Source organism: Rhizobium sp. BK313, from assembly GCF_014193655.1.
In the GTDB taxonomy this organism is placed as follows: Bacteria; Pseudomonadota; Alphaproteobacteria; order Rhizobiales; family Rhizobiaceae; genus Rhizobium.
Window position 1 is genome coordinate 212,114 of the sequence record NZ_JACHZQ010000003.1, and the last position, 13,886, is coordinate 225,999.

Consider the following 13,886-nt stretch of genomic DNA (forward strand, 5'->3'; position numbering starts at 1 on the left):
TTTACGCTATTTTGCAGTCCGGGAGCGTGCGTTAGACCGGCCACTTCTCCAGCCGCCAGGCTGAATCCCAGAACATCCATTCATATTGGGAGGCACGCACGAAGGCGTTGCTCATCTGCTGGCGCTCTGCCGCCGAAGCTGCACGGGCTGCGATGTCAGTCAAAGCAATGACTTCCCGGGCGCCGGCTGCGAATTGCGGATCCCCATAGGTATTGATCCAGGCCTGGAACACGTTGCCCTCGATCGCCGGCTTGCTTTTGATGCCTTCGCCGACATGCCAGTAGATCCAGAAGCACGGCAGGATCGCCGAAAGCGCAATGGCGTAGGAGCTGTGATAGGCGGTCGCCAAAAGGAAATTTGTATAGGCGAAGCAGGCCGGCGAAGGCTCCGCAGCCGTCACATCCGCGCTCAAAATGCCGAACTGCGTCAGGAAGCCGGCATGCAGGCCCTGCTCGACGGTGATCGCCTTCTGCGCCGACCCGAGGAAACGCAGCACCTGCGCATTGTCGGGGGCCTTGGCGGCGACGATGGCGAGGCAGCGGGCATAGTGCTTCAGATAGATCGCATCCTGCAGGATATAGTGGCGGAAAATCTCTGGCGGCAGCGTGCCGTCCGAAAGCTGTTCCAGTAGCGGCAATCGCTCGATCTCGACCATAATTGGTTTGATCTGGCCCCAGGCGGCGGCCGTGAAGCTTTCCGTCGTCTCAGCGCCCTCCGTGATGCCGTCCATGCTGCTCTCCGCTCTTGAATGCACCGCCATATATCGACGGCGTTATGGTGAAAGCAAGGCTGCTCGCGAGGGCTTGATTCCATCATTAGATCCTGTATTTCTCTTATAGTAGAATTATGGATCGAAAGATGGAACTCGAACAGGCGATCGGCATCCGCATCCGCACGCTGCGGCTGGAAAAGGGCCTCACGCTGGATGATCTCGCCACAGCCTCCGGTGTGAGCCGCGCCATGATCTCCCGCATCGAACGCGCCGAAGCGAGCCCGACAGCTTCGCTTTTGGCGCGGGTCTGCGCATCGCTCGGCCTGTCGCTGTCGGAATTCTTCGCCGAGGAAGGGCAGGAGGCTTCACCGCTTTCGCGCCGGCACGAGCAGCAGGTCTGGCGCGATCCCGAAACCGGCTATATGCGCCGCGCCGTCTCTCCACCGGCTACGGCCTCGGATGTCGATATCGTCGACGTCGAGTTTCCTGCCGGCGCGCGGGTCAGCTTTGCGCCTCATGCGGCGAGCCGCGGCATGACTCAGCACGTCTGGCTCTTCGATGGCGAGTTGGAAATGACTGTCGGCGAAACCTTACACCGCCTGAAGCCCGGTGACTGTCTCTTCATGCCTGTTGGTGACGGCCATGTCTTTCACAATCCGGGCCTCGCGCCGGCACGCTATTGCGTCGTGCTGGATCGTGGCGGCCGTTGAACAATCTAGAGGACCATCATGTCGACTATCCGCCTTCTCTCTGCTCCTGAAGCTCGCGCCGCCATTGCGGATCTCTGCGATGTGCTTGCCGATTGCGTCAACGGCGGCGCTTCCGTCGGCTTCATGCAGCCCTATGGGCCAGCCGATGCAGAGCTTTATTGGCAGAGTGTTGCCGACAGCGTGGAGACCGGGGCGACATTGCTTGTTGTCGCCGAGATAGAAGGCAAAGTGGTCGGCACCGTGCAGATCGGTGCAGCGCAGATGCCGAACCAGCCGCATCGCGGCGATCTGAAGAAATTACTGGTACAGCGCTCTGCCCGCGGCAAGGGGCTTGCGCGGCTGTTGATGACGGCCGCCGAGCGCGAAGCGTCCAGGCGCGGCAAGACCCTGCTGGTGCTCGACACGGCAACCGGTAGCGAAGCTGAAGCCATCTATCCCCGGCTCGGCTGGCAGCGCGTCGGCGTCATTCCTGATTATGCCATGTGGCCGGAGGGCGGCCTTTGCGATACGACGTTGTTCTATAAGCGGACAGTAGCCGACTAACGAAATGGCGCGCTATTTGCGCGCTGCGAACGGAGCGAGCGCGGCGTCGAGCGCAATCTCGCCAGTCCAATGGATCGCTTGCCAGCCAAAGCGCCGCGCGCTCTCGATGTTCTCCTGCACGTCGTCGATGAAGACGATATCGCTTGGGGACGCTTCCGCCCTTTCGCTGGCGAGCGCGTAAAACGCCTCGGAGGGTTTGCGGTGGCCGAGTGCGGCGGAATAGAAAATTCCGTCGACATGCGCCGCCAGACCAAGCTCCTTCATCAGATATGTTGCCCGCATATGCTCCTGGTTCGTCGCCAGGAAGATACGGATGCCAGCGGCGCGATAATGCGCCAGGGCGTCAAGAAAGGCATGGTCGAGACGGGAATCGTTTTCGAACCAATAGGCAGCAAGCGCTTCGGCGCTGAGATGCGGTGCAATTTTGGACAGGACCGATTCCAGTCGCGGCATCAGAGGCTCGCGCCCGACGATGATCTCGCTCCAGTATGGTTTAAAGAATTCCTGCTGAAGACGTTCCGGCGACAGGCCGAGATCACGCTCAAGGAAAGTGAATAGCGGCAGGCCATCCTGCGGGCGTCCGTGAACGAGCACGCCATCGACATCCACCATCAGAACTTTCATGACTCAACCGCTCCGCTGTCTAAAATTTTAGCGAGAATCATGAAGATGCGCCCCGCGTTCAAGAGCTTCTAAACGGCTCTCCCGCTTTCGCATGTGACAGTTCCGTGCAAATCTCGGCCATCGTTGAAATGCAATGAAGAAATCATTCGGGGAGCAGCCATATGCGCGTCATTTATTCGGAAGACCACAAGCTCAGGGATGCCAAGACCGAGTTGCACGACGGTCAGCTTGTGACGCCTTTCGAAGCGCCGTTCCGTGCGGAATGGATTCTGGCGGCGGTGAAGGAAGCAGGTTTTGCCGATGTCGTGTCGCCGGAGGCGCATGGACTGGAAACGGCACGCAAGGTGCATGATCCGGCCTATCTCGATTTCCTGGCAACAGTATGGGAGCGCTGGGTTGCGGCCGGCTATAAGGGGGAGGCGATTGCCAATTCCTTTCCGGTGCGGCGCACCAGCCAGCGCGTGCCGGAAAACATCGTCGGCATGATCGGCCATTATGCCAACGCCGCCGATACCTCGATCACCAAGGGCTCCTACGAAGCGGCGCTCGCGTCGATGCGCTGTGCGCTGACGGGGGCTGATTGGCTCCATGCCGGCAATCGCTATGCCTTCGCGCTCTGCCGCCCGCCCGGTCATCATGCCGGGTTCGATCTCTTCGGCGGCTATTGCTTCATCAACAATGCCGCCGTCGCGGCGCAGCGGCTGCGCGACCACGGTGCGAAGAAAGTAGCGGTGCTCGACGTCGATTTCCATCATGGCAACGGCACGCAGGACATCTTCTATCAGCGCGGCGATGTCTTTACCGCTTCGCTGCATGGTGATCCCATCCATGCTTTCCCCTATTTCCTCGGTCATGCCGACGAGGAGGGAGAAGGCGAGGGGCTTGGGGCGAACCGCAATTATCCGATGCCGCGCGGCACTCCCTGGGAACAATGGTCGGCAGCTCTTGCCGACGCTCTCGCCCGCATTAGAAGCTTCGGTGCTGAGGCGATCGTCCTCTCGCTCGGCGTCGACACGTTCGAGCGTGATCCGATCTCCTTCTTCAAGCTGACCTCGGAGGATTTCATCCGCATGGGCACGCTTGTCGCTGGCGCCGGACTGCCGGTCTTGACCTGCATGGAGGGCGGTTATGGCGTGCCGGAGATCGGCTTGAACGTTACCAACGTGCTGAAGGGCCTGGAAGCCTGAGTTCCTCGAAAGCTGTGGCGAGGGGGTGCCGGTGCATCAACTTGCCTGAACCCAGCATGAAAAGTTTGAATTTGTGTCTCTGCCATCCGCCGCCTAAAAGCCGCTGGGGGACGGGAGCGACCATGGATCAGAAGATTATCGAAAGCGGCACCGATGGCGGCGCGGCGTTGATGCCGCATCCGGATGTGCCAGCGTCTTCCGGCGGCATTGTCGCGGGCGTCGTCATGTGCCTCCTGTCGATGTCCTCCGTGCAATTCGGCGCGGCCCTGTCGTCTTCAGCCATCGCCACCTACGGGCCGGCCGGCGCGACATGGCTCCGGCTCGCATTTGCCGCCATTATTCTGGCGGTCATCGTCCGGCCGAAGGTGACTCGCTACAGCCGTGAGCAATGGATCGGCGCGCTCGTGCTGGGCGCGATGACGGCGATGATGACGCTCTCCTTCTTTTCGGCGATCGAGCGTATCCCGCTTGGCCTTGCCGTCGCCATCGATTTTCTGGGTCCCCTGTCGGTCGCGACACTGGGCTTCGGAATGGGTAGGCAGCTCCTATGGCCGTTGGTCGCCGGTATCGGCGTGCTTCTCCTCGCCTATGACGGTGAAGAGTGGGTCGGCAATCTGCCCGGCGTCCTGTTTGCCTGCGGCGCCGGTGCGGGCTGGGCGTGCTATATCCTGCTGACGAAGAAGGTCGGCAATTCTTTCAAGGGGTTTGAGGGTCTCGCGATGTCGCTCATCGTCGCCGCTATTGTCGCCACACCCTTCGGCTTTGCCTCGGCCGTTCCGCATTTGACGGGCTTCGGCCTGGTCGAAATGGCGGGCCTTGCGCTGCTGGTGCCGCTATTGCCCTATGCTCTGGAAATGGTGGCGCTTCGGCGCATGCCGACATCGTCCTTCGGCATCCTGATGAGCCTGGAGCCGGCGATCGGTGCATTTGCGGGCTTCGTCATCCTGTCGCAACCGATGACCCCGTCGCAGATGTTCGGCACGGCGCTGGTCGTGACGGCCAGTATCGGCGCGACCGTTTTTGCCGCGAAAGGTTAGATCGCCTTCCTCGCGGGATCATCCACCGCCGGATTATAGAACAGCGACAGCGTCAAGCTCTTGGCGATGCGCTCGGCCGTCGCCATGAACCAGGCCTTGGCTTCGTCTGAGGGCGTTATGTCGGCAAGTGTTTCGGAAAACAGCGCCAGCCATTCCGGAAAGAGATCGGGCGCAATGCCTTCGACGCCGAGATGAGCCTGCACCGGCTTGCCGCCATAGGCACCGTTCTTGAAAGCGACCGATGACCAGAAGCGTTTCATCTTCTCCATATGATCCGGCCAGCGGCCGGCAAGACGTCCGTCAAAAACCGGGCCGAGTCGGGGATGTGTCTGAATGCGGCCGTAGAAAGTATCGACAAGCCGATCGATGAAGGCGACATCGATGCCGATGCGCCTCATCTCGGCCTCGGCCTTCTCGCGAATACCGGCCAGATGGGCAGCGCGGCCCTGTATGTCAGTGTTCATGTCATGCTCCTGCCGCCATGCGCAGTACTTTTGTACGCGAACGGGCCATTGTCGGCCCCTATGTATGCCTTTTTGCGACGCAACCAAGGTGTCATGCCGCCGTTGCGGCAATCTGTCAAAGTCACATCGCTTCAGCCGTTTCGCTTCGCGATCCTTCGGTTCGGGATCACGCCTTAGCCCTTGACCCGCGTGATCGTCCACTTTAGATTTAGAATAATTCTAAAGATGGAGATTCTTAATGCTGCTCCGATTTTTCCGCTCGCCGAAACGTTCCTTTACTTCTTTGTCCGAACAGGAAATTCTCGCCGTTGCCATTGCCTCGGAAGAGGACGACGCGCGCATCTATCTCGCCTATGCCGATATTCTAAGGGCTAATTATCCCGACTCCGCCAAGGTGTTCGAGGATATGGCCGAAGTCGAAGATACGCATCGCAAAACGCTGATCGACATGCACCGCGAGCGTTTCGGTGAGCGCATTCCGCTGATCCGGCGCGAGCATGTCAGCGGCTTCTATGAGCGCAAGCCGGATTGGCTGCGTAAGAACCTGTCGCTTGAAGCCATCCGCGATGAGGCCGAGGGCATGGAGCAGCAGGCTTATAATTTCTATGTCGAGGCGGCCAAACAGGTCTCCGACGCGTCGACGCGTCAGCTTCTCGGCGATCTGGCGCTGGCCGAGCAGGGGCATGAAGACATCGCCCGCATGCTGGGCGACAAGCACACGCCGCAATCGGTCAAGGAAGAAGAAGACGCGAGTGCCCGCCGTAAATTCGTGCTGACCTATGTGCAGCCAGGCCTTGCCGGTCTGATGGATGGCTCCGTCTCGACGCTGGCGCCGATCTTTGCGGCCGCCTTCGCGACGCAACAGACGTGGCAGACCTTCCTCGTGGGTCTATCGGCGTCTGTCGGCGCCGGCATTTCCATGGGCTTCACGGAAGCAGCCCATGACGATGGCAAGATTTCCGGCCGCGGTTCGCCGATCAAGCGCGGCCTTGCCTGCGGCATCATGACGGCACTCGGCGGTTTAGGCCATGCGCTTCCCTATCTCATTCCTGATTTCTGGACCGCCACCATCACCGCCGCCGTCGTCGTCTTCTTCGAGCTCTGGGCGATCGCCTTCATCCAGAACAAATATATGGAGACGCCATTTCTCCGCGCCGCCTTCCAGGTCGTCGTCGGCGGTTCCCTGGTACTTGCAGCGGGCATATTGATCGGGAACGGTTAAGCCGGAACGGCTTTAATCATTTTCCGAAAAGCAAAAGGCCGGCAAAATTGCCGGCCTTTTGCTTGGATTCGGTGGTTGTAGCGCTTACTTGACCGCGCCGACCAGGATGTCGTTGCCGTTTTCGATGGTGACCCAGCGGCCGGCATTGTAGCTCGCCTGACGCTTCAGGTAGGAATAGGGGGTCTTGTACCAGACCTTCACCTCGTCCTCGAGATTGTCGAGAATAAAGTCGCCTTGCTTGGTGCGCAGCGTCAGTACGGCGTGGCCTTCGCCATCGGGCTTGCGTACGACGGTCATCAGCAGGTTGGCGGCAGAAATGCCCTTCTGCATCAGAAGTCTGCGCTTCAGAAGCGCGAAATCCTCGCAATCGCCGGCCGTCTTCGGATATTCCCAATATTCTTCCTGGCCATAGACTTCTTCGTCGGTGGCAGGCGTGATGGTCTTGTTGACGCGCAGGTTGATTTGATTGACCAACGCCCAGGTGGTGGCGTTCATATCGAGCGGACCGGCATTGCGCGTCGGGCCGCATTCGTCAGTATGACGCTCGCAAAATTCATAATGCCCGATGGGCTGCGACGTGACGCCGCCGATGGTCATCGAAGCGGTGTTCTGGGGGGCCGGCATTGCCGACGACGACATCGCAACTATAGCTGCGAAGGCAACGAATACGCCCTTAATACGCACGCCCACTCTTCCTTGTATCGTCCTTGCATTTGTTAACAAATTGTTAATGTAAGGGGGTGCGCGAAGTCAATCGTTACTTAAGTGTTAACAGCGGAACCAGCCTTTATGGTTAATTTCAGCGCAATCAAAGAGATAGTTGCCACAATTGCTTGCCTCTTATGATTATGGAGGCGCGCGCAAATTCTACCCGGCGGCGGGGCAATCCGCAGGTTTCACTATAAGCTATCTATCTGTTTTTACGGATGATTATGCAGGGCCAGCGTCTCTGCCGCGCTCAACATGCGCTCGATATCCTGCGGTCGCGACAGCCGGTGGTCGCCATCACGCACAAGTGTTAACACGACATCATCGGCCGGCAAATGTTCGACTAATTTTAACGAATGCGCAAAGGGCACATCCTGGTCCTGCATACCCTGCAGAATATGAACCGGGCAGCCGGTCTCGATGATGCCGGTCAAAACGCGGTTGGCGCGACCGTCCTCGATAAGTGCGCGGGTGAAGATATTCGGTTCGGGGCTATAGTCGGAGGGCTCCTCGAAATAACCGCGTTCGGCAAGCGATCTCCGTTCGACGTCGGAAAGGTTCGGCTCGATGAGGTCGATGGTGAAGTCCGGGGCGGGAGCAATCAGCACCAGGCCTTGGATGACCGTTGTCTTCTTGCTTTTGCGCAGCTCCTGGATGAGCCTGAGCGCGATCCAGCCGCCCATGGACGAGCCGACGAGGACGATGCGCTTCGGCTTGGCATGGTCGATGACCGCGAACGCTTCCTCCAGCCAGCGCGATATCGTGCCGTCGGTGAACGTGCCGCCGGATTGGCCATGGCCCGAATAGTCGAAGCGGATGCAGCCAAGGCCCAGGCGTTCGGCCAGGGCGTCGAGCTCCAGCGCCTTGGTGCCGCTCATGTCGGAACGATAGCCGGAAAGCCAGACGAAGGTCGCACCTTTTGCTCCCTTCCTGGCTGCGCGCAACTGCATAGCAATCTGCCGTTGATCGTCACCGCTGCCAACGGAAAGGAAGATAGGTTCAAGGCTGTCAGCCGCTTCGGACATGAAGAAACTCCTGAATTCTTCCGCCCTATAAAGCAGATTCGCAGGCGCGTTACCCCAAAAATCCTCTCGATTTTTGGGAAAGGTTCACGCGCTATTTTGGGATGTTACTGTGTCCTTTGCGCATCTTACGGCTGCGCGGCACAGTAATGGTACACGGGAGGTGATTTTTTCCTGGCATCATGCTATTGACTTCACCACAGCTTTTACGACATTTCCGTCAGTTGCGCTGACGGGAGCGAGAGGCTGCAGCTATCCGAAACAATTCGTGGAGAGTACGACCATTCGCAGACCCTTTAAAACTGATGCGCCCGTGAAGGATGGGCCACGTTCCAACAGGGAAATTCGCATTCCCAAAGTTCAGCTCATCGCGGCTGACGGCCAGAATATGGGCATCGTCCCGACCGACCAGGCATTGAGAATGGCAGAGGAGGCCGGTCTCGACCTGGTAGAGATTTCCCCCAATGCTGAACCGCCTGTGTGCAAGATCCTCGATCTGGGCAAGCTGAAATACGCGAACCAGAAGAAGGCCGCCGAGGCGCGCAAGAAGCAGAAGGTCGTTGAAGTCAAAGAAATCAAGATGCGCCCGAACATCGACACGCATGATTACGACGTGAAGATGAAGGCGATCGAACGCTTCTTCGAAGAAGGCGACAAGGTGAAGGTGACCCTGAAGTTCCGTGGCCGCGAAATGGCCCACCAGGAACTCGGCATGAAGCTTCTCCAGCAGGTCAAGGAAGATACGCTTGAAATTGCCAAGGTGGAAGCCGAGCCCAAGCTCGAAGGCCGCCAGATGATGATGGTGCTTGCGCCGAAGTGAGGCGCAAGTTGAAGTAAGAGGCCGGAGCCGTCCCATTGGGCGGCTTTTTCCTTTTGTATCGCCGGGTTGATGCCTGTCATCGATCTGCAAAGAATCCCGCGTTGTGCCCGTTGCGCTTATCGGCAACTGCGGTTATAAGCGCGCGTCCGAACTGACCGGCAGGGCATGCCGTGGCAGTTCAGAATGCTGGCGGGGCGGTTCGTCACCGTATCCGCCGTTCAACAACAAACGCTCCGGCACCTTGTTGCAGCCCGGCTTAGCCGGATCTGTGAGAAGGGCTTTTTAACAAAGCGCGCCAGGAAGCATCGAAGGAGTAGCAAAATGCCCAAGATGAAGACGAAGTCCTCTGCCAAGAAGCGGTTCAAGATCACCGCGTCCGGCAAGGTCAAGGCAGCCGCTGCTGGCAAGCGCCACGGCATGATCAAGCGTACCAACAAGTTCATTCGCGACGCCCGCGGCACCATGGTTCTCGCAGAACCGGATGGCCGTAAGGTTATCAAGAACTACTTGCCGAACGGTCTCTAAGACTATTCGTAACGCTATAGACAAGGAGATCATGAAATGGCACGCGTAAAAAGAGGCGTAACCTCGCACGCCAAGCACAAGAAGGTTCTGAAGGCAGCCAAGGGCTTCTACGGCCGCCGCAAGAACACCATCCGTACTGCCAAGGCCGCCGTCGACCGTTCCAAGCAGTACGCTTACCGCGACCGCAAGGTCAACAAGCGCAATTTCCGCGCCCTCTGGATCCAGCGCATCAACGCTGCCGTCCGCGAACACGGCCTGACCTACGGCCGCTTCATCGACGGCCTGACCAAGGCTGGCATCGAAGTCGACCGCAAGGTTCTGTCCGACATGGCTATCCATGAGACGGAAGCTTTCGGCGCGCTCGTCGCCGCCTCGAAGAAGGCTCTGGAATATCTCAAGGACGCCGGTACGAAGAACGAGTTCGAAGCAGCCGTTAACTAACGCCGCTTCGCACGTCTTTCGTAAATTCATTATGAAACCCGCGCTGGCGAAACCGGCGCGGGTTTTGTGTTTTGCAGCATATGCTTTCCATCGTGTCAGGCGGTCCTGTCGGGCGGAACCCCGGAAAACGGATCGCGCATCGGGCGGCAAGTGCCAAGGTCCGCATTCTCCGCGGCTTTTTGTCATTTGCCCGGTTGATTGGCCGCCTGCACATGGGTAGTGATCTGCAACGCTTCATCGTTGCCGCAAGCTTTATGATGCATGCGTTCATCCATTATTCCGCGGACTGAGCGGCGTTCCAAGCCCGCCGCCCGCAAGGCAGGACCAGATGACGGAACTCGTAACACTTGAAACCCAACTCATGGCCGAGGTGGCCGCGGCGACCGACGAGCAGTCGATCGAAGCCGTGAGGGTCGCCGCGCTCGGCAAGAAGGGCTCGGTTTCGGAACTGCTGAAGACGCTGGGCTCGATGTCGCCGGAAGAGCGGCAGACACGGGGGGCGGCGATCAACGCGCTGAAGAACTCCGTCACCGACGCCATCAACGCCCGCAAGGGTGCGTTGAAGGATGCTGCCATCGACGCAAAGCTGAAGGCCGAGACGGTGGACGTCAGCCTGCCGGTGCGCTCTTCTCCGGCAGAACGCGGCCGCATCCATCCGATCAGCCAGATCGTCGACGAGATCACCGCGATCTTCGGCGATATGGGTTTCTCGATCGCCGAAGGCCCCGATGTCGAGACCGACTATTATAATTTCACGGCGCTGAACTTCCCCGAAGGGCATCCGGCCCGCGAGATGCACGACACCTTCTTCTTCCAGCCGGACGAAAAGGGTGAGCGCAAGGTGCTGCGCACGCATACCTCTCCTGTGCAGATCCGTACCATGGAAGCGCAGAAGCCGCCGATCCGCATCATTATTCCCGGCAAGACCTATCGCCAGGACAGTGACGCAACGCACTCGCCGATGTTCCATCAGGTGGAAGGCCTGGTGGTCGACAAGACGGCGAATGTCGCCAATATCCGTTGGGTGCTCGAAGAGTTCTGCAAGACCTTCTTCGAGGTGGACAATGTGACGATGCGTTTCCGCCCGTCGTTCTTCCCCTTCACCGAACCGTCGTTCGAGGTCGATATCCAGTGCGATCGCTCGGGTCCGATCGTCAAGTTCGGCGAAGGCACCGACTGGATGGAGATCCTCGGCTGCGGCATGGTGCATCCGAACGTGCTGCGCTATGGCGGTCTCGATCCGGACGAATATCAGGGCTTTGCCTGGGGCATGGGTCTCGACCGCATCGCCATGTTGAAGTACGGCATGCCGGATCTGCGCGACTTCTTCAACGCCGATGTCCGCTGGATGAACCACTATGGCTTCCGCCCGCTCGACATGCCGACGCTGTTCGGCGGTTTGAGCGCGTAAGCAAGGGATCGATTAGATGAAATTCACACTCTCCTGGCTGAAAGAGCACCTGGAAACGGACGCCACGCTCGATGAGATCTGCGCCCGCCTGACGATGATCGGGCTGGAGGTCGAAGATGTCGATGACAAGGCGATGTTCAAACCTTTCGTCATCGCCAAGGTGCTATCAGCCGAAAAACACCCGCAGGCAGACCGCTTGAAGGTGCTGATGGTCGATACCGGCTCCGGCAAGCCGGTCCAGGTGGTCTGCGGCGCGCCGAATGCCCGCGCCGGTCTCGTCGGCGCGTTTGCCGCTCCCGGCACCTATGTTCCCGGTATCGACGTGACGCTCACGGTCGGCAATATCCGTGGCGTCGAAAGCCACGGCATGATGTGCTCGGAAAAGGAGCTGCAAATCTCCGACAGTCATGACGGCATCATCGATCTGCCGGAAGACGCGCCCGTCGGCACCGGATTTGCAGCCTATGCGGGGCTGGACGATCCGATGATCGAGATCAACCTGACGCCCAACCGTCCGGATTGCACCGGTGTCTATGGCATCGCGCGCGATCTCGCCGCTTCCGGCCTCGGCACTCTGAAGCCGCGTCTGACACCGACCTTCGCCGTTGATGGTGAAACGCCGGTGGATCTGAAAATCGACCTCGACGATATCAGCCTCTGCCCCGGCTTCGCCCTGCGCCTCGTGCGCGGCGTCAAGAACGGCCCGAGCCCCAAATGGATGCAGCAGCGGCTGCTAGCGATCGGCCTTCGTCCGATCAGCGCATTGGTCGACATCACCAACTATATGACCTTCGATCAGGGTCGGCCGATGCACGTCTTCGACGCCGCCAAGGTCAAGGGCAACCTCGTCGTTCGTCGTGCCAGGGATGGCGAGACGGTGTTGGCGCTTGACGAGCGTGAGTACAAGCTCGGCCCGAACAACGTCGTCATCGCCGATGACAACGGCATCGAGTCGATCGGCGGCGTCATGGGCGGCGAGCATTCAGGCTGCGATGAGAACACCGTCGACGTGCTGATCGAATCGGCGCTTTGGGATCCGATGAACATCGCCAAGACCGGCCGCAGTCTCGGTATCATCACCGATGCTCGTTACCGTTTCGAGCGTGGCGTCGATCCGGAATATATGGTTCCCGGCCTCGAGCGCACGACCGAACTGGTGCTTGCCTGCTGCGGCGGCATCGCCGCCAAGGCCAAGGTCGAGGGTTATAAGGGCTATGACGCCAAGATCGTCGATTTCCCGTTCTCCGAGGTCAAGCGTCTGACCGGCCTTGATGTCTCCGTGGAAGAGGGCAGGTCGATCCTGACGAAGCTCGGCTTCTCGGTCTCCGGCTCCGGCGAGCGCGTTTCGGTCGCCGTTCCGTCCTGGCGCCCGGATGTCGACGGCAAGGCGGATCTCGTCGAAGAGATCATGCGCATCCACGGCGTCGACAATATCAAGCCGGCGCCGCTCGCAAGCCACAATGCCGTCAACGGCAAGATTCTGACGACGCTGCAGATCCGCACCCGCACCGCCAAGCGCGCGCTCGCCGCCCGCGGCATGCTGGAAGCCGTCACCTGGTCGTTCATCTCCGAAGATCAGGCCAAGCTCTTCGGCGGTGGTTCCGATGCGCTGAAGCTCGCGAACCCGATCGCCGCCGATATGTCCGACATGCGCCCCTCGCTGTTGCCAGGCCTGCTGTCGGCCACGCAGCGCAATGCCGACAAGGGTTACGGCGACGTCGCGATCTTTGAAGTCTCCGGTACCTATGAAAACGACAGGCCGGAAGGCCAGCGCCGCGTCGCCGGCGGTATCCGCCGCGGCACGGCGACGCTCGTGGGCGCCGGCCGCATGTGGTCGAATGCAGCAACCGGCGCCGGCAAGCCCGTCGATGTCTTCGACGCTAAGGCCGATGCGTTGGCGGTGATCGAGGCCTGCGGCCTGCCGATGGGCAATATCCAGATCGAGCAGGGTGGTCCCGCCTGGTACCATCCGGGCCGCTCCGGAACGATCAAGATGGGTCCGAAAGTCGTGCTTGGCTATTTCGGCGAATTCCATCCGAAGACGCTGGAAGCGCTCGACGTGACCGGTGCGCTTGCCGGCTTCGAAGTCTATGTCGATGCTATGCCGGAGCCGAAGAAGAAGGCGACGCGCACCAAGCCGGCGCTGGAGCTTTCGCCGTTCCAGGCGGTCAAGCGCGATTTTGCCTTCGTGGTCGACAAGACGGTGGAAGCTGGCGCCATCACCCGCGCCGCCGCCGGCGCCGACCGCAAGCTGATTACCGGCGTCAATGTCTTCGATATTTTCGAGGGTGCATCGCTCGGCGACGGCAAGAAGTCGATCGCCATAGAGGTACAGATCCAGCCGGCCGAGCGCACGCTGACCGACGAGGATTTCGAGACGCTGACGCAGAAGATCGTCGCCAACGTAACGAAAACGACGGGTGGCGTACTGCGGGGCTGACGAGGTTCACCTTCTCCCCG

General features: G+C 59.8%; 15 protein-coding genes. 10 read left to right on the plus strand and 5 right to left on the minus strand.

Features of this window, described 5'->3' with window-relative positions:
- Nucleotides 1-31: 31 nt before the first annotated feature.
- Nucleotides 32-730, minus strand: a complete 699-nt coding sequence (tenA, locus tag FHT86_RS17410; RefSeq protein WP_133708080.1) for a thiaminase II — start codon at nucleotides 728-730, stop codon at nucleotides 32-34.
- 128 nt (nucleotides 731-858) lie between these two features.
- On the opposite strand from tenA, the gene FHT86_RS17415 reads away from it, so the two are divergent.
- Together FHT86_RS17415 and FHT86_RS17420 are read left to right on the plus strand one after the other, a co-directional pair.
- Nucleotides 859-1,422, plus strand: a complete 564-nt coding sequence (locus FHT86_RS17415; protein ID WP_246779572.1) for a helix-turn-helix domain-containing protein — start codon at nucleotides 859-861, stop codon at nucleotides 1,420-1,422.
- Nucleotides 1,423-1,440: 18 nt separating this feature from the next.
- Nucleotides 1,441-1,965 carry a GNAT family N-acetyltransferase gene (locus FHT86_RS17420; RefSeq protein WP_133708082.1) on the plus strand — a complete coding sequence of 175 codons (525 nt, stop codon included), beginning with the start codon at nucleotides 1,441-1,443 and terminating at the stop codon, nucleotides 1,963-1,965.
- A gap of 12 nt (nucleotides 1,966-1,977) precedes the next feature.
- Here FHT86_RS17420 and FHT86_RS17425 read toward each other — a convergent pair whose 3' ends face one another.
- Nucleotides 1,978-2,589 carry an HAD-IA family hydrolase gene (locus FHT86_RS17425; protein ID WP_133708083.1) on the minus strand — a complete coding sequence of 204 codons (612 nt, stop codon included), beginning with the start codon at nucleotides 2,587-2,589 and terminating at the stop codon, nucleotides 1,978-1,980.
- Nucleotides 2,590-2,750: 161 nt separating this feature from the next.
- On the opposite strand from FHT86_RS17425, the gene FHT86_RS17430 reads away from it, so the two are divergent.
- Both FHT86_RS17430 and FHT86_RS17435 read left to right on the plus strand, forming a co-directional pair.
- Complete coding sequence (locus FHT86_RS17430) at nucleotides 2,751-3,776, plus strand: histone deacetylase family protein (RefSeq protein ID WP_133708084.1); 1,026 nt, start codon at nucleotides 2,751-2,753, stop codon at nucleotides 3,774-3,776.
- A 122-nt stretch (nucleotides 3,777-3,898) separates the two neighbouring features.
- Complete coding sequence (locus tag FHT86_RS17435) at nucleotides 3,899-4,813, plus strand: DMT family transporter (protein WP_133708085.1); 915 nt, start codon at nucleotides 3,899-3,901, stop codon at nucleotides 4,811-4,813.
- Here the strand turns inward: FHT86_RS17435 and FHT86_RS17440 are convergent.
- A complete protein-coding gene (locus tag FHT86_RS17440) occupies nucleotides 4,810-5,277 on the minus strand; it encodes a group III truncated hemoglobin (protein ID WP_133708086.1) in 468 nt (155 codons plus the stop codon). The two genes, FHT86_RS17435 and FHT86_RS17440, sit on opposite strands and share 4 nt — an antisense overlap.
- A 238-nt stretch (nucleotides 5,278-5,515) precedes the next feature.
- Here FHT86_RS17440 and mbfA point away from each other — a divergent pair, with 238 nt between their 5' ends.
- Nucleotides 5,516-6,499 carry an iron exporter MbfA gene (mbfA, locus tag FHT86_RS17445; RefSeq protein ID WP_133708087.1) on the plus strand — a complete coding sequence of 328 codons (984 nt, stop codon included), beginning with the start codon at nucleotides 5,516-5,518 and terminating at the stop codon, nucleotides 6,497-6,499.
- Nucleotides 6,500-6,583: 84 nt separating this feature from the next.
- Here the strand turns inward: mbfA and FHT86_RS17450 are convergent, their stop codons facing one another.
- Nucleotides 6,584-7,183, minus strand: a complete 600-nt coding sequence (locus tag FHT86_RS17450) for a transglutaminase-like cysteine peptidase (protein WP_133708088.1) — start codon at nucleotides 7,181-7,183, stop codon at nucleotides 6,584-6,586.
- 236 nt (nucleotides 7,184-7,419) lie between these two features.
- Complete coding sequence (locus tag FHT86_RS17455; RefSeq protein ID WP_133708089.1) at nucleotides 7,420-8,232, minus strand: carboxylesterase; 813 nt, start codon at nucleotides 8,230-8,232, stop codon at nucleotides 7,420-7,422.
- Nucleotides 8,233-8,512: 280 nt separating this feature from the next.
- Here FHT86_RS17455 and infC point away from each other — a divergent pair, with 280 nt between their 5' ends.
- The 5 genes from infC to pheT all read left to right on the plus strand — a co-directional run bounded on the left by infC (nucleotide 8,513) and on the right by pheT (nucleotide 13,866).
- A complete protein-coding gene (gene infC, locus FHT86_RS17460) occupies nucleotides 8,513-9,049 on the plus strand; it encodes a translation initiation factor IF-3 (protein WP_183868856.1) in 537 nt (178 codons plus the stop codon).
- Between the two features lie 321 nt (nucleotides 9,050-9,370).
- Nucleotides 9,371-9,574: a 50S ribosomal protein L35 gene (rpmI, locus tag FHT86_RS17465; RefSeq protein WP_133708090.1), complete on the plus strand. Its 204-nt coding sequence runs from the start codon at nucleotides 9,371-9,373 to the stop codon at nucleotides 9,572-9,574.
- 36 nt (nucleotides 9,575-9,610) lie between these two features.
- The gene (gene rplT, locus FHT86_RS17470; RefSeq protein WP_133708091.1) at nucleotides 9,611-10,015 is read left to right on the plus strand and encodes a 50S ribosomal protein L20; all 405 of its coding nucleotides are present in this window, start codon (nucleotides 9,611-9,613) and stop codon (nucleotides 10,013-10,015) included.
- A gap of 328 nt (nucleotides 10,016-10,343) precedes the next feature.
- Nucleotides 10,344-11,426: a phenylalanine--tRNA ligase subunit alpha gene (pheS, locus tag FHT86_RS17475; RefSeq protein ID WP_133708092.1), complete on the plus strand. Its 1,083-nt coding sequence runs from the start codon at nucleotides 10,344-10,346 to the stop codon at nucleotides 11,424-11,426.
- A 16-nt stretch (nucleotides 11,427-11,442) separates the two neighbouring features.
- The gene (gene pheT, locus FHT86_RS17480; RefSeq protein ID WP_133708093.1) at nucleotides 11,443-13,866 is read left to right on the plus strand and encodes a phenylalanine--tRNA ligase subunit beta; all 2,424 of its coding nucleotides are present in this window, start codon (nucleotides 11,443-11,445) and stop codon (nucleotides 13,864-13,866) included.
- Nucleotides 13,867-13,886 lie beyond the last annotated feature (20 nt).

Coding starts and splice junctions, on each gene's coding strand:
- FHT86_RS17420 (WP_133708082.1), top strand. CDS start 1,441: ATGTCGACTATCCGCCTTCTCTCTGCTCCTGAAGCTCGCGCCGCCATT.
- FHT86_RS17415 (WP_246779572.1), top strand. CDS start 859: ATGGAACTCGAACAGGCGATCGGCATCCGCATCCGCACGCTGCGGCTG.
- FHT86_RS17455 (WP_133708089.1), bottom strand. CDS start 8,232: ATGTCCGAAGCGGCTGACAGCCTTGAACCTATCTTCCTTTCCGTTGGC.
- pheT (WP_133708093.1), top strand. CDS start 11,443: ATGAAATTCACACTCTCCTGGCTGAAAGAGCACCTGGAAACGGACGCC.
- FHT86_RS17430 (WP_133708084.1), top strand. CDS start 2,751: ATGCGCGTCATTTATTCGGAAGACCACAAGCTCAGGGATGCCAAGACC.
- FHT86_RS17440 (WP_133708086.1), bottom strand. CDS start 5,277: ATGAACACTGACATACAGGGCCGCGCTGCCCATCTGGCCGGTATTCGC.
- pheS (WP_133708092.1), top strand. CDS start 10,344: ATGACGGAACTCGTAACACTTGAAACCCAACTCATGGCCGAGGTGGCC.
- FHT86_RS17425 (WP_133708083.1), bottom strand. CDS start 2,589: ATGAAAGTTCTGATGGTGGATGTCGATGGCGTGCTCGTTCACGGACGC.
- FHT86_RS17435 (WP_133708085.1), top strand. CDS start 3,899: ATGGATCAGAAGATTATCGAAAGCGGCACCGATGGCGGCGCGGCGTTG.
- mbfA (WP_133708087.1), top strand. CDS start 5,516: ATGCTGCTCCGATTTTTCCGCTCGCCGAAACGTTCCTTTACTTCTTTG.
- tenA (WP_133708080.1), bottom strand. CDS start 730: ATGGACGGCATCACGGAGGGCGCTGAGACGACGGAAAGCTTCACGGCC.
- rpmI (WP_133708090.1), top strand. CDS start 9,371: ATGCCCAAGATGAAGACGAAGTCCTCTGCCAAGAAGCGGTTCAAGATC.
- rplT (WP_133708091.1), top strand. CDS start 9,611: ATGGCACGCGTAAAAAGAGGCGTAACCTCGCACGCCAAGCACAAGAAG.